Annotated in this window: 12 protein-coding genes; 8 read left to right on the top strand and 4 right to left on the bottom strand. The window is 67.9% G+C overall.

The features are described from left to right. Positions 1-172: 172 nt before the first annotated feature. On the bottom strand, positions 173-631 hold the full coding sequence (locus G9373_RS29895; RefSeq protein WP_054246034.1) for a carboxymuconolactone decarboxylase family protein: 459 nt from the start codon (positions 629-631) through the stop codon (positions 173-175). A 49-nt stretch (positions 632-680) separates the two neighbouring features. Here G9373_RS29895 and G9373_RS29890 point away from each other — a divergent pair, with 49 nt between their 5' ends. The 3 genes from G9373_RS29890 to G9373_RS29880 all read left to right on the top strand — a co-directional run bounded on the left by G9373_RS29890 (position 681) and on the right by G9373_RS29880 (position 4,189). Then, the gene (locus tag G9373_RS29890) at positions 681-2,090 is read left to right on the top strand and encodes a PLP-dependent aminotransferase family protein (RefSeq protein WP_054246033.1); all 1,410 of its coding nucleotides are present in this window, start codon (positions 681-683) and stop codon (positions 2,088-2,090) included. 229 nt (positions 2,091-2,319) lie between these two features. Next, positions 2,320-2,847, top strand: a complete 528-nt coding sequence (locus G9373_RS29885; RefSeq protein ID WP_054246032.1) for an OsmC family protein — start codon at positions 2,320-2,322, stop codon at positions 2,845-2,847. Between the two features lie 40 nt (positions 2,848-2,887). After that, a complete protein-coding gene (locus G9373_RS29880) occupies positions 2,888-4,189 on the top strand; it encodes a bifunctional o-acetylhomoserine/o-acetylserine sulfhydrylase (RefSeq protein WP_005572138.1) in 1,302 nt (433 codons plus the stop codon). A gap of 45 nt (positions 4,190-4,234) precedes the next feature. Here G9373_RS29880 and G9373_RS29875 read toward each other — a convergent pair whose 3' ends face one another. Further along, positions 4,235-5,413, bottom strand: coding sequence for a hydroxylase (locus G9373_RS29875; protein ID WP_005260501.1), 1,179 nt, complete (start codon positions 5,411-5,413; stop codon positions 4,235-4,237). Between the two features lie 164 nt (positions 5,414-5,577). Here G9373_RS29875 and G9373_RS29870 point away from each other — a divergent pair, with 164 nt between their 5' ends. Then, the gene (locus G9373_RS29870; RefSeq protein ID WP_005572137.1) at positions 5,578-6,840 is read left to right on the top strand and encodes an Nramp family divalent metal transporter; all 1,263 of its coding nucleotides are present in this window, start codon (positions 5,578-5,580) and stop codon (positions 6,838-6,840) included. Here the strand turns inward: G9373_RS29870 and G9373_RS29865 are convergent, their stop codons facing one another. Further along, entirely contained in the window at positions 6,841-9,132 is a 2,292-nt protein-coding gene (locus G9373_RS29865) for a serine/threonine-protein kinase (RefSeq protein WP_206032762.1), read from the bottom strand. A 23-nt stretch (positions 9,133-9,155) separates the two neighbouring features. Continuing rightward, on the bottom strand, positions 9,156-9,851 hold the full coding sequence (locus G9373_RS29860; protein WP_043792959.1) for a TetR family transcriptional regulator: 696 nt from the start codon (positions 9,849-9,851) through the stop codon (positions 9,156-9,158). A gap of 103 nt (positions 9,852-9,954) precedes the next feature. Here G9373_RS29860 and G9373_RS29855 point away from each other — a divergent pair, with 103 nt between their 5' ends. The 4 genes from G9373_RS29855 to G9373_RS29840 are packed head-to-tail and all read left to right on the top strand — an operon-like array spanning position 9,955 to position 13,379. Further along, complete coding sequence (locus tag G9373_RS29855) at positions 9,955-11,139, top strand: lipid-transfer protein (RefSeq protein WP_005572134.1); 1,185 nt, start codon at positions 9,955-9,957, stop codon at positions 11,137-11,139. Between the two features lie 47 nt (positions 11,140-11,186). Next, the gene (locus tag G9373_RS29850; protein WP_167118300.1) at positions 11,187-11,618 is read left to right on the top strand and encodes an SRPBCC family protein; all 432 of its coding nucleotides are present in this window, start codon (positions 11,187-11,189) and stop codon (positions 11,616-11,618) included. Between the two features lie 5 nt (positions 11,619-11,623). Further along, positions 11,624-12,499 carry a MaoC/PaaZ C-terminal domain-containing protein gene (locus G9373_RS29845; protein ID WP_005572133.1) on the top strand — a complete coding sequence of 292 codons (876 nt, stop codon included), beginning with the start codon at positions 11,624-11,626 and terminating at the stop codon, positions 12,497-12,499. A gap of 10 nt (positions 12,500-12,509) precedes the next feature. Further along, entirely contained in the window at positions 12,510-13,379 is an 870-nt protein-coding gene (locus G9373_RS29840; RefSeq protein WP_005572132.1) for an SDR family oxidoreductase, read from the top strand. Positions 13,380-13,386: the final 7 nt, after the last annotated feature.

Genomic DNA, 13,386 nt, shown 5'->3' with positions numbered 1-13,386 from the left:
CGACCGCCCCACCGTGTTCTTCGAACTCATCGAACGCCACGGCTCCCTCGGCTTCGGCATCGGCAACTTCAAAGCCCTCTTCGAAGCCATCGAACGCGAACAAGCCGCCCGCGGAAACTTCTGAGCGGGCGGCAGTGCAGCGGGCGCGAGGCGGCGGGTCCGTTACCCGGGATCAGCGCACCCGCGGGGTCTTCCGCGTGCTCACGGCGATGCGATTCCACGCGTTGATCGTGAGCACCAGCGAGATGAGCTGCGCCAGTTCCTTCTCCTCGAAGTGCTCCTCCGCCTCCTCGTACACCGAGTCGGGGACGAAGCCGTCGGTCAGCACGGTGATCGCCTCGGCGAGCGCGAGCGCGGCACGCTCCTTGTCGGTGTACAGCCCGTGCGCCTCCTCCCACGCGCCCAGCAGGTACAACCTCTGTTCGCTGATGCCGATCTTGCGGGCATCGGCGGTGTGCATGTCGATGCACCACGCACAGTGATTGATCTGGGAGCAACGGGTGAGCACCAGCTCGACCAGCTCCGGGTCGAGGCCTTGCCGTGCCGCGGCGTCGAGGGCGATCATCGCCTTGTAGACGGCGGGGGCCTTGCGGGCGAGGTCGACGCGGGTCTTGCGCTCTGTTGTGGTCATACGAGAACAGTAAGCGCGAAATAGCCCATCTCTATGGTTCAATTCGTGCATGGAAACTTGGGCCAATTCGGGTCTGGGCCGCGACCTCCATCTCGACCTCACCGCGTCCGGCGGCGGACGGGCGCCGGGGGTGCGCGCGAACCTGGTTTCCGCTCTGCGCGAGTCGATTCGATCGGGACGGCTCGTCGCAGGCACCACCCTCCCGCCGTCCCGCACCCTGGCCCTCGACCTCGGCATCGCCCGCAACACCGTCGCCGAGGCGTACGCCGAACTCGTGGCCGAGGGCTGGCTCACCGCCCGGCAGGGGTCGGGGACCCGGGTCGCCGACCGGGCAGGCGAGCCGGCCCGACGTCCGCACACCCGTTCCGCGGCGGCGCCCCGACCGGCGTTGAGCCTGATGCCCGGTTCTCCCGACGTCGGGGAGTTTCCGCGTGCCGCCTGGATGGCGTCGGCCCGCCGGGCGCTCACTGCGGCACCCAACGACGCGTTCGGACCGGGTGATCCGCGGGGACGTCCCGAGCTCCGTCACGCTCTCGCCGAATACCTTTCTCGGGCACGAGGAGTGCGCACCGATCCCGACCACATCGTGGTCAGTGCGAGCTCGGGGCACGGACTGTGGTTGCTCGCCCGCGCCGCGAAGGGGCCGATCGCCGTCGAAGGGTATGGGTTGCACCTTCATCGCGAGCTGCTCGGCGATGCCGGCGTCTCCACCATCCCCCTGCAACTCGACGACCGCGGAGCGCAGCCCCCGGATACGACGGGCAGGCAACTGTCGGCGGCGTTGCTCACCCCGGCCCATCAATTCCCTACCGGCGGGCCGCTCCATCCCGGCAGGAGAACGGCTTTCGTGGAATGGGCACGTGCGACGGGCGCGATCGTGATCGAGGACGATTACGACGGGGAGTTCCGGTACGACCGCCAACCCGTCGGCGCCCTGCAGGGTCTGGCTCCGGACGAGGTGGCATACCTGGGCACCGTGAGCAAGACCCTCTCCCCCGCGATCCGCGTGGGCTGGATGGTGCTGCCGGAACGCCTGATCGACCGTGTTCTGGCAGTCAAGGGCGGATACGAGAGATGGGTCAGCGCGACGGACCAGCTGACCCTGGCCGACTTCATCGAGAGGGGCGCATTCGATCGGCACGTCCGCAGGATGCGCACCCTCTACCGTCGCCGGCGCGACACCCTCGTCGAAACCCTCGCCGCCCGTGCACCACACGTGCACGTCACCGGCATCGCGGCCGGTTTGCACGCCGTACTCGAACTTCCCGACGGGACCGAGGCGGCCACCGTCGACCGGGCCGCGTCCCTCGGTCTCGCGGTGGAGGGTCTACGCACGTTCCGTCATCCCGACGGTCCCGCGGACCGGTCCGACGGACTCGTCGTCGGCTACAGCACGCCGTCGTCCGCGCGTTTCTCGGCCACTCTCGACGCCCTGTGCCGCGCGCTGCCCACTCCGTGAGCAGAATTCCTATGGGACTGGTCGGAATGCGTGTCGTGCGGTTACAGTCTGATCCGTGACCGAATCCGGCGTGATCGACTCAGGTGAGCTGCTGACGCGGCGTCGCCATGTCGATTTCGCACTGGTGTGTACCTCGAGGTGTCCGATCTCCTGATCGGACCCGTCCCGGCGTGACGTTTCGCGCCGGGTTCTTCCTGCACACCCTCGTTTTCGAAGGATTCTTACTGTCATGACCACTGCATCCGTTTCGCATCTCGCGTCGGTCATCGGCGCCACCCGCGACGCCGTGTCCGAGGATTCCGCGAACGCTCACGTCGTCTTCCGCGCCTCCGCGCAGGCGCACGACGCCGTCGCGAGCACCGTCACGCTCGGCAAGTACAGCGTCGAGGTGGACGAGCCACCGGCGCTCGGCGGCGACAATTCGGCGGCCAATCCCGTGGAGTACTATCTCGCGTCGCTGCTCTCCTGCCAGGTGGTCACGTACCGCTTCTGGGCCGAGAAGCTCGGTGTCCGCGTCGACGACATCTCGGCGCGGGCGGAGGGCGACCTCGACGTACGCGGGTTCTTCGGCTTCGACGAGGCCGTACGTGCCGGGTTCGGCGAAGTGCGCGTCGTCGTGACGCTGACCGGCCCGGAATCGCGGGAGCGCTACCTCGAACTGCAGGAGGCGGTGGATGCGCACTGCCCCGTCCTCGACCTGACCCGCAATCAGACCCCGGTCCGCACCGTGGTCGAAACACTCACCGGCGACAACTGATTCACCACATCCACCTCACCGAATCTGGAGCACACCACTCGTGACCGAGAGCATCGATCCCACCGTCAACTGGTCGTTCGAGACCAAGCAGATCCACGCCGGGCAGACGTCCGACGCGACCACCAAGGCGCGGGCGCTGCCGATCTACCAGACCACCTCGTACACGTTCGACAGCACCGATCACGCTGCCGCGCTGTTCGGTCTGGCCGAGCCGGGCAACATCTACACCCGCATCATGAACCCCACGCAGGACGCGGTCGAGCAGCGCATCGCCGCGCTCGAGGGCGGCGTCGCCGCACTGCTGCTGTCCTCCGGGCAGGCGGCGGAAACCTTTGCGGTGCTGAACCTCGCGGAGGCAGGTGACCACATCGTCTCCAGCCCGTACCTGTACGGCGGCACCTACAACCTCTTCCACTACACGCTGCCCAAGCTCGGCATCGAGGTGTCGTTCGTCGAGGACCCGGACGACCTCGAGCAGTGGCGCGGCGCCGTCCGCCCGAACACCAAGGCGTTCTACGGTGAGACGATCGCCAACCCGAAGAACCACATCCTGGACATCCCGGGAATCTCGAAGGTCGGCCACGACAACGGGATCCCGCTGATCGTCGACAACACGGTAGCCACGCCGTACCTGCTGCAACCGTTGAAGCACGGCGCGGACATCGTGGTGCACTCGGCCACCAAGTACCTCGGCGGTCACGGTACGGCGATCGCCGGTGTCATCGTCGACGGCGGCACGTTCGACTGGACCCAGGGCCGCCACGTCAACTTCACCACCCCGGACCCGAGCTACCACGGTGTCGTCTTCGCGGACCTCGGCGCCCCGGCCTACGCGCTGAAGGCGCGCGTGCAGCTGCTCCGCGACCTCGGTTCGGCGGTCGCCCCGTTCAACGCGTTCCTCATCGCGCAGGGCATCGAGACCCTCAGCCTGCGCGTGGAGCGGCACGTCGCCAACGCCCAGAAGGTGGCGGAGTTCCTCGAGGCCCGCCCGGAGGTCACGTCCGTGGCGTACGCGGGTCTGCCGTCCTCGCAGTGGCACGAGCGCGCACGGCAGCTCACCCCGAAGGGTCCGGGCGCGATCGTGACGTTCGAACTGGCCGGCGGCATCGACGCGGGCAAGAAGTTCGTCAACGCGCTCACCCTGCACAGCCACGTCGCGAACATCGGAGACGTGCGCTCGCTGGTGATCCACCCGGCGTCCACCACGCACTCGCAGCTGACCCCGGAGGAGCAACTCGCCGCCGGTGTGACTCCCGGACTGGTCCGGCTCGCCGTCGGCATCGAGGGTATCGACGACATCCTCGCCGACCTCGAGACCGGATTCGCCGCAGCCACACTCTGATCCGATGCCGGGAGGCCGGGGCGCGCGCCTCGGCCTCCCGGCGCTTCAGATCATGGCCCGCATCATCCCCTGCGGTTCGCCGCCGAGCTGGGTGAGCGCGCTCGCGTGGTTGGTGGGTCCGGGCACGTGGACCGCGTGCGCCAGACCGGCGTGCGCGTCGCGCCAGAACCGTTGCATCGGAGTCTTGTAGTGCAACGCACCACCGCCGGCGCGCGCGAAGATCTCGTCCACGGCACGCACCGCACGCCAGGCCGCGGCGATCTGGGTGCGGCGTCCGATCGCACGCTCCTCGAATGTGATTTCCTTACCCGCGTCGACCTTGTCGTAGAACCGGTCGGCGGTCTCGATGAGGGAGACCCGCGACGCATTGATTTCGGCGGCGGACTCTCCTATCGCACTGAGCACGTAGGGATCCTCCTTGATCTTCTGGCCCGTGATGGCGACGCGGTCCTTCTGCACCGCGATGTGACAGGCCAGCGCGCCCTCGGTGATGCCGATGACGGCGGCGGTGATGCCGAGCGGGAACATGCACGAGTACGGCATGTTGTACACAGGCTCCGGCCTGCCCGCCTCCTTCTGCGCACGTCCGTCCATCACCTTCGACGCGTTCAACGTCCGGTAGCCCGGGACGAATGCACCGTCGACGATCAGGTCCTTGCTTCCCGTTCCGCGCAGTCCGATGACGTCCCACGTGTCCTCGACGATCTGATAGTCGGTGCGCGGCAGAATCACGTGCAGCGACGAGGGCGGCATCGCGATGCCACCTTCGCCGTCGCCGACCATTGCCCCGAGGAAGGCCCACTGACAGTGGTCGGTGCCGGACGAGAACGACCACCGTCCCTTCAGGACGTATCCGCCGTCGACCGGTGTCGCGACCCCCATCGGCGCATACGGCGACGCCATCCACGTGTCGTTGTCCTCGCCCCAGATCTCCTCCTGCACCTGCGGGTCGGCGAAAGCCAGTTCCCACGGGTGCACGCCGACGATCCCGGTGACCCATCCGCTCGCACCGTCGAGTGCGGCGACTCCCATGACGGTCTCGGCGAACTCGCGGGGGTGGACCTCGTAGCCGCCGTAGAGCTTGGGCTGCAGCAACCGGATCGCGCCGGAGTCTCGCAGGAGGGCTGCGGCGGTGTCGGTGAGCCGGCAATCCGCCTCCGACTGGACGGCCTGCCCGCGAATCTCCTCGGCGACGCCGTCGATTCTGTCGAGAACCTGTCCCATCGGGACTCCCTTCCACCGCGAATAGAACACGTTCTAGTCAATATAGCGCCGAGGTGGCAGTTCCGAGCCGATCCGGCCCCGCGCTTGTAAGTTCGCAATCCCTAAATCTATAGTGCGGAGAGACGAATCAGCAGGTAGATCCGCAGACCACGACCAGGAGCTCCGTGAGCATCGAGGCATCCCGCCCTCTCCTCCCGCGCCGCTCGCCCCGCAAGGGCAGCATCCGAACTGTCGCGCTCCTCGGGCCCGCGTTCGTGGCTGCCATCGCGTACGTCGACCCCGGAAACGTTGCCGCCAACCTCACCGCGGGCGCGAAGTACGGGTACCTGCTCGTCTGGGTGCTCGTGCTCGCCAATGCCATGGCGGTGCTGGTGCAGTACCTGTCCGCGAAACTCGGGCTGGTCACCGGCAAATCACTGCCCGAGATGCTGGGGACCCGCCTGCGGACCGGGAACCGCCGCGCGTTCTGGCTGCAGGCGGAGGCGATGGCGATCGCCACCGACCTCGCCGAGGTGATCGGCGGCGCGATCGCACTCCATCTCCTGTTCGGCGTTCCCCTCTTCGTCGGAGGCCTGATCACGGGCGTCGTGTCGATGGGCATCCTGTCGATCCAGAGCCGCCGCGGACAGCGGACGTTCGAGTTCGTCGTGATGGGACTCCTGACGATCATCACCGTCGGGTTCCTCACCGGGCTCGTGTTCACCGACGTGTCGGGTACGGACGCGCTTGCCGGACTCGTGCCGCGTTTCGAGGGCACCGAGACGGTCCTGCTCGCCGCGAGCATGCTCGGCGCCACCGTGATGCCGCATGCGATCTACCTCCATTCCGCCCTCGCCCGCGACCGGCACGGGAACGACCTGGAAGGCCCCCGCCTCGCGCGACTGCTGCGGGTGACGAAGTGGGACGTGGTCGGTGCGCTGATCGTGGCGGGCGCGGTCAACATCGGCATGCTGCTGCTCGCCGCCTCGGCCCTGCGCGGCATTCCGGGCACCGATTCGATCGACGGCGCGCACGCCGCCATCCAGAGTTCGCTCGGCCCCACCGTCGCCGTCGTCTTCGCCGTCGGACTGCTGGCGTCCGGCCTGGCGTCCACGTCGATCGGCTGCGCCGCCGGCTCCGAGATCATGTACGGCCTGCTGTCGATGCGCATCCCGCTGTTGCTGCGCCGGGTGGTCACCTTGATTCCGGCACTGGTCGTGCTGGCGATCGGCGTCGATCCCACGTTCGCGCTCGTCCTCAGTCAGGTGGTTCTCAGCCTGTGCATCCCGTTCGCGGTGATTCCACTCGTGCGGATGACGTCGAGCCGCGACCTGATGGGCGTCCACCGCAACGCGACGGCCACCACGGTCGCCGCCTGGGTGGCGGCGTCGTTGATCGTCGTGCTCAATGTCTCGCTGCTGTGGCTGACGTTCACGGGTTCGGCCTGATCACTCGTGCCGCGGCGCACCGGACACGACGCGCTCCAGCGCGTGCAGGTCCTCGGACAGCATCCGGAACATCCAGTAGGCCGCCACGAACGCGATGACGCTGCCGACGCACAGGACGCGGAGCGCGACGATCACCCGGGGCAGGTCCTCCGGGGGAATGAACGTGGCTCCCGCGATCCCGAGCAGCGGCACGGCGGCGGCCGCGGCGAGGAAGAACGTGCTGCGGCGCCCCAACCGCTTCAACATCCTGGCGTCGGACGCACTGATCTCGCCGTGCCGCAGAAACACCGGGTAGAGGCAGCGGACGGCGTAGAAGTTCACGAAGAAGAACGGGTAGACCACCGCGATCGCTCCGCACACGAGCTGAGATGCAGTGAAGTGGACGATCGTGTTCCACGGAACCTGACTGCCGCTCACCTCCAACGTGATCGGCACGACGAGGCCGCTGACGATCCACAGACCGAGGCAGAGCAGTGCACACCGCTGGCCGAGCAGCAGGGTGTCCTGGCGCGCCCGGGCGAGCTGGGCGCCGGTGTAGACCCGCCCCCGGCGCAGCCCGCCGGCCACCATCGTCAGGTAGATCACCATCGACACCGTGCCCACGGCTCCGATGAGGAACGCGACCGTGTAGTCGATCCGGGTGATCCGCTCGAAATTCTCCTGCGCGGCGGGCGGCAGCTTGCTGATGATCAGGGTGCTGTTGTGCTGGTAGCTGTAGAGGATCGCCAGCAGATTGGGAACTGCGATGGCCAGGAACATGATCGGGTGCGTCCACCGCCGCATCCGCAGCCGCCAGCTTCCCGGCGGCGGATCGACCAGATCTCGGGCGTGCGCGTCGAGGCAGACGTCGAGCTGCTGGGCGAGTTCGGCACCGGAGGAGAACCGATCCTTCGGTGCCGGCGCCAGCGATTTCAGCAACACTCGCCGCAGCGCGTTCGGACAGTCGGCGGGCAGCGCGTCGGCGGCCGGTTCGTCCGGTCCGCGCCGCCGCGCGAGCATCGCGTCCAGAGTGGTGCGGTCGCCGGGCGGGTGGGAGCGCAGTTCGGCGTCGCTGTCGTCGAAAGGTCTTCTGCCGGTCAGCAACTCCCACAGGACGACTGCGAGCGAATACAGGTCGCTGCGGGTGTCGAGATCACCGGGTGCGCCCGGCCGGTCCGGGTGGATCGCCTCGAGTTGTTCGGGTGACATGTAGGCCAGCGAGCCGCCGAAGTACGCGACCGGACTCGACCCGGCGACGTTGCGGCTGAAGCTGATGTTGAAGTCGGCGAGCTTGGGGACGCCCTCCGTCGTCAGCAACACGTTCGCCGGTTTGACGTCGCGGTGCAGGACGCCGTGGCGTCCGGCGTAGTCGAGCGCCTCCGCCAGCCGCCTGCCGAGCCAGGCGACCGTCTCGGGCCAGGTCAGCGCCGCGATCTCCCGGCGCACCCCGGATTCGCTGGGCCGGATCTCGCCTCGACCGACCAGGGCCCGGTCGATCGCGTCCAGCAGCACGGCGCCGCTGCGCGAATCCGGTGGCGTCTCACGAACCCGGGCGACCACGTCGAGCAGGGTGCCGCCCGGGACGTACTGCATGTACAGCAGTCTCAGGTCGCGGCCCGCGAGGAGGCGTTGATCGAAGACCCGGACGATGTAGTCGTGGTCGAACTGGGCCAGAGTCTGCGGCTCGGTGCCGTGGTCCAGGGAAATCTTGACGGCGACCATCCGTTGCAGCGACCGCTGCCGGGCCAGGAACACCCGCGCGAACGCGCCCCTGCCGAGACCGGTCACGAGATCGAAATCGTCGATCCGCTGGCCCACCTCCAGATCGTCGAGCGTTCCGCCGCTCCCCGGAGACACCGACAGCGTCGTCTCCCCGCGATGGAGCACCGTGCTGTGGTACTCCCCGGTGCCGAACAGTTCGTCGAGCTCACCGGCCTGACCCGGAAAATTCTGCGTGTACTCGCTCGCCTCGACCGACTCCCCGCTGCGCCGCCGGATGTGGAACTCCTCGTACAGCAGATCCGGCGGCAACGGCCACCGCCGCAGTTCCGGCAGCTCCTCACAGTATTGGCCGAGCCGCTTCGGGTGGTCGCCGCGCAGCCAGCGGTTCTCCAGGTCGACCTTGACGAGTTCGATGAGCGTGACCCGGCGGAGCGCGGGAGACGCGGGCAGGTAGGCGACCAGATCGGGCGCGGACGACGAGGATTCCCAGGCACTGGCGAAGCGCGCGACGGCGTCACCGACCGCCGTGTCCGACACCCAGGCCTGCTCGGAAGCGGCCGGTGAACCTCGCCGGGAGGGCATGAAAGCCATGGTAGCTGGCCATACCCGGCCGACTACTGCAGTTCCGACACCGGGGTCGACGGGTCGATGGTGACGCCGATCCGCGCCAGATTGCCGTGCAGCACTTGCCAGATCGACACCTCGAGGAACTCGGCCAGCTCGTCGCTGCCGAGCGCCGACTGCGGGTTGCTCAGCCATCGATTGACGCTGGCATCCACGAGTCCCACCAACCCGAAGGCCAGCGCCTCGGCCAGGTCAGAGTTGCCGGCCACCGTGTCGAGGACAGTCGCGAGCAGACCCGACAGCTGGAGCGCGATCGCGGTCTTCGTTCCGGTGACCACACGTGAGCCGGTCGTCCGCCTGCCCGGCGATCCGGTGCCGAGGAATTGGTGGAGCCGTGGATATTCCACGATCCACCGCAGGTACGTCTCCACGGCGCGGGCGATTGCCTCGCCCACTGTCCCCTCCGGTGTCAACGTGGGCGCGAGGTCCGCCATCAGTCGTTCGATGATGCGCCCGCGTAGCTGCTCGTCGAGGTCACCGCGATCGGTGAAGATCCGGTAGACCACCGATCGCGGGACGTCGGCGCGGTTCGCGATCTGCTGGACGCCCACGTCGGGACCGTCCTCGTTGATGGCGTCCATCGCGGCTTCGAGAATCCGGCTGCGGCGTTCCGCCTTGTGGTCCTCCCAGCGCGTGGCGCGGCCGTCCCCCTGGGGCGACGCGGCGGTTTCCACTTTGTCCGGCATCACGCATACGTTACCCACCCGACTGTTGACTGGACACCTTGTCTCACATACTTTGGTGAGACAAGGTGTCACACACACATTTCTCCGGACTCAGGGAGCCGCAATGGGTAACAGAGTGTTCGTCGTCGGCGTCGGGATGACGAAGTTCGAGAAGCCGGGTGCACGCGAGTGGGACTACCCCGACATGGCGCGTGAGGCCGGTGGCAGGGCACTCGAGGACGCCGGGATCGAGTACCGGCTCGTGGAGCAGGCGTACGTCGGATACGTGTACGGCGAGTCGACGTCGGGACAGCGGGCCGTCTACGAACTCGGCCTCACCGGCATTCCCATCGTGAACGTCAACAACAACTGTTCGACGGGGTCGACCGCGCTCTTCCTCGCCACGCAGGCGGTCCGGAGCGGGCAGGTGGACTGCGCACTCGCGCTGGGCTTCGAGAAGATGCAGGCCGGTTCGCTCGGGTCCACGTACGACGACCGGGAACAGCCGATGATGCGCCACCTCCTCGCGCTCGCCGAACTTCAGGAGTTCGCGATGCCGCCGGCCCCCTACATGTTCGGCGCCGCCGGCAAGGAACACATGGAACGGTTCGGGACCACGGCGGAACAGTTCGCCGAGATCGGCGTGAAGAACCACCGCCACTCACAGAACAACCCGTACGCCCAGTTCCAGGTCGAGTACACGCTCGACGAGATCCTCGGCTCGAAGCCGATCTACGGGCCCCTCACCAAACTGCAGTGCTCCCCCACCTCGGACGGCTCCGGTGCCGTCGTCGTCGCGAGCGAGGAGTTCGTCGACAAGCACGACCTCGCCGGGCAGGCCGTGGAGATCGTCGGCCAGTCCATGGTCACCGACCTCCCGAGCACGTTCGAGGATCGGAGTGCGATCAGTCTGGTCGGCGCGGACATGACCCGCACGGCCGCGGCCCGCGTGTACGAACAGGCAGGCATCGGGCCGGACGACATCGACGTCATCGAACTCCACGACTGCTTCTCCACCAACGAACTGCTGACCTACGAGGCGCTCGGCCTGTGCGGCGAGGGCGAGGGCGGCAAACTCGTCGACAACGACGACACCACGTACGGCGGGCGCTGGGTGGTCAACCCGTCCGGCGGACTCATCTCCAAGGGGCATCCCCTCGGCGCCACCGGCCTCGCCCAGTGCAGCGAACTCACCTGGCAACTCCGCGGCACGGCCGACAAGCGCCAGGTCGACGGCGCCGCGGTCGCCCTCCAGCACAACATCGGCCTCGGTGGTGCCGTCGTCGTCACCGCCTACCGCGCACTCTGATCCGTCTCTCTCACAATTCCTTTCACCCCGAACACCAGGAGTACATAATGGCTTCCGTTTCCGTCGCAGCGTCCCTGCCCGCCTCCCCCGACAAGGCGTGGGACGCGCTCTCCAACCTGTCCCGCTGGGAGGAGTGGCTCACCATCCACCAGTCGTGGAAGAGCGAAATCCCCGCCGACGTGTCACTCGGATCGAAGTTCACCGAGGTCGTCTCCGTGATGGGCATGGCCAACAAGATCGAGTGGACCGTCACCGAGGTGCAGGTGCCCGAGATGGTGAAGATCTCCGGCACCGGCATGGCGGGGGTGACCGTCGAATTCACGCTGAAGGTCGAGCCGGACGGCGCCGGATCCACGGCGATCATCGACGCGAGCTTCACCGGCACGATGATCGTCGGCCCCATCGGCAAGGCCGTCGCCAAGAACGCCAAGGCGGATCTGGAGGCGTCCCTGGCCGGGTTCGCCGACATGGTGGGCTGATCCGCATGACCACCCCCACAGTCGAATTCGACACGAGCGGCCTCGGCGAGTGGACCGATCCGCAACGGTTCGAGGTCACCGCCGAGCGCATCGCCGAATACGCCGCGGCCACCAACGATCCCATCGAACGCCATCTCGCCGGCGACGTCGCGCCACCGGTGTTCGCCGTGGTCCCCGCGTTCACGTCGATGGCACCGGCGGCACTGTCCGTCGCCCCGGTCGAACTGCTCATGAAACTCGTGCACGGGGAGCAGGATTTCCACTTCCACCGTCCGATCCGTCCCGGCGACAACCTCATGGTCCGTGCTAAACCGATCGGATTCGAGGGTCGGGAGAACGGTTCCACCGTCGTCGTCTACGTCGAAACCACCACGGACGACGGTGAACTGGTCAACAAGCAGTGGATGACCGCGTTCTTCCGGAAGGTCGATGCGGGAGCCGGACTCGGCGAGCAGGCACCCGCGCACCGGTTCGACGAGTCCCTGCGCGGACAGGCCCCGGTCGCGTCGATCACCCAGCACATCGACGAGGACCAGACGTTCCGGTACTCGCCCGCCTCCGGTGATCCGATGCCGATCCACCTGGACGACGAGATCGCCCGGATGTCCGGACTTCCCGGAATCATCAACCACGGCCTGTGCACCATGGCGTTCACGTCGTGGGCGGCGCTCACCGAACTCGCCGACGGCCGGGTCGAACGCCTCCGCCGGCTCGCGGTGCGGTTCGCGAAACCCGTCCTGCCCGGCCAGGACATCGCCACGCAGTTCCGGCAGGTCGCCGAGTCCCCGGGCGGGACAACGTCGTACGCCTACGAGACCACCGTCGGCGACGAACTCGTCATCAAGGACGGCCTCGCCGTCATCGCGGACACAGAAGCCTAGGAGTACGCACATGGGAACACTCGACGGACGGGTGGCCATCGTCACCGGCGCCGGACGCGGAATCGGCCGGGAGCACGCACTGCTCTTCGCCCGTGAGGGCGCTGCCGTGGTCGTCAACGACCTCGGCGGTGCGAACGACGGCACCGGCGAGGACGCGGGCCCGGCGCAGCAGGTCGTCGACGAGATCGTCGCCGCGGGCGGCAGGGCAGTCGCGAACACCGACAACGTCGCGTCCTGGGACGGCGCCGAAGGACTCGTCGATCAAGCGGTCAGGGAGTTCGGCCGACTCGACGTCCTCGTCAACAACGCGGGCATCCTGCGGGACGCCTTCATCGCGGGTATGACCGAAAGCCAGTGGGACGCCGTCATCGCCGTGCATCTCAAGGGCCACGCCGCCACCCTGCACCACGCGGCGGCGTACTGGAAGGCGCAGACCAAGGCGGGCGAAACCGTGAACGCGTCCGTGATCAACACCGCGTCGGCGTCGGGCACGTTCATGCCCAACGCGGGCCAGGCCAACTACGGCGCCGCGAAGGCGGGCATCGCCGCACTCACTCTGGTCGCCGCGGACGAGCTCGAGCGCTACGGCGTCCGGGTCAACGCGATCGCGCCGATCGCCCGCACCCGGCTCACGCTGGCCACCCCTGGTATGGGAGCGCTGTTCGCCGAGGAGGTGCCGGAGGGCGAGTTCGACGCGTTCAGCCCCGCCAACATCTCTCCGCTCGTCGCGCGTCTCGCCGACGCGAACTGCAAGATCACCGGCAAGGTGTTCGCCGTGCAGGGCGGGGCCATCTCCGAGCTCGCCGGCTGGCACGACGTCACGACCATCGAGAGCGACGGCCCGTGGACCGTCGCCGACCTCGCCGACCGGCTCGGCTGAAGGGCCG

Source organism: Rhodococcus sp. A14, assembly GCF_011603105.1.
GTDB lineage: Bacteria > Actinomycetota > Actinomycetes > Mycobacteriales > Mycobacteriaceae > Rhodococcus_F > Rhodococcus_F opacus.
Note: the sequence above shows the minus strand (reverse complement) of the source record. Positions and strands in the feature narration are given on the sequence as shown.

Bases quoted from the DNA above. Each gene is read 5' to 3' on its own strand.
- G9373_RS29895 (WP_054246034.1), bottom strand. From the start codon at position 631: ATGACCACAACAGAGCGCAAGACCCGCGTCGACCTCGCCCGCAAGGCC.
- G9373_RS29890 (WP_054246033.1), top strand. From the start codon at position 681: ATGGAAACTTGGGCCAATTCGGGTCTGGGCCGCGACCTCCATCTCGAC.
- G9373_RS29885 (WP_054246032.1), top strand. From the start codon at position 2,320: ATGACCACTGCATCCGTTTCGCATCTCGCGTCGGTCATCGGCGCCACC.
- G9373_RS29875 (WP_005260501.1), bottom strand. From the start codon at position 5,413: ATGGGACAGGTTCTCGACAGAATCGACGGCGTCGCCGAGGAGATTCGC.
- G9373_RS29865 (WP_206032762.1), bottom strand. From the start codon at position 9,132: ATGGCTTTCATGCCCTCCCGGCGAGGTTCACCGGCCGCTTCCGAGCAG.
- G9373_RS29860 (WP_043792959.1), bottom strand. From the start codon at position 9,851: ATGCCGGACAAAGTGGAAACCGCCGCGTCGCCCCAGGGGGACGGCCGC.
- G9373_RS29855 (WP_005572134.1), top strand. From the start codon at position 9,955: ATGGGTAACAGAGTGTTCGTCGTCGGCGTCGGGATGACGAAGTTCGAG.
- G9373_RS29850 (WP_167118300.1), top strand. From the start codon at position 11,187: ATGGCTTCCGTTTCCGTCGCAGCGTCCCTGCCCGCCTCCCCCGACAAG.
- G9373_RS29845 (WP_005572133.1), top strand. From the start codon at position 11,624: ATGACCACCCCCACAGTCGAATTCGACACGAGCGGCCTCGGCGAGTGG.
- G9373_RS29840 (WP_005572132.1), top strand. From the start codon at position 12,510: ATGGGAACACTCGACGGACGGGTGGCCATCGTCACCGGCGCCGGACGC.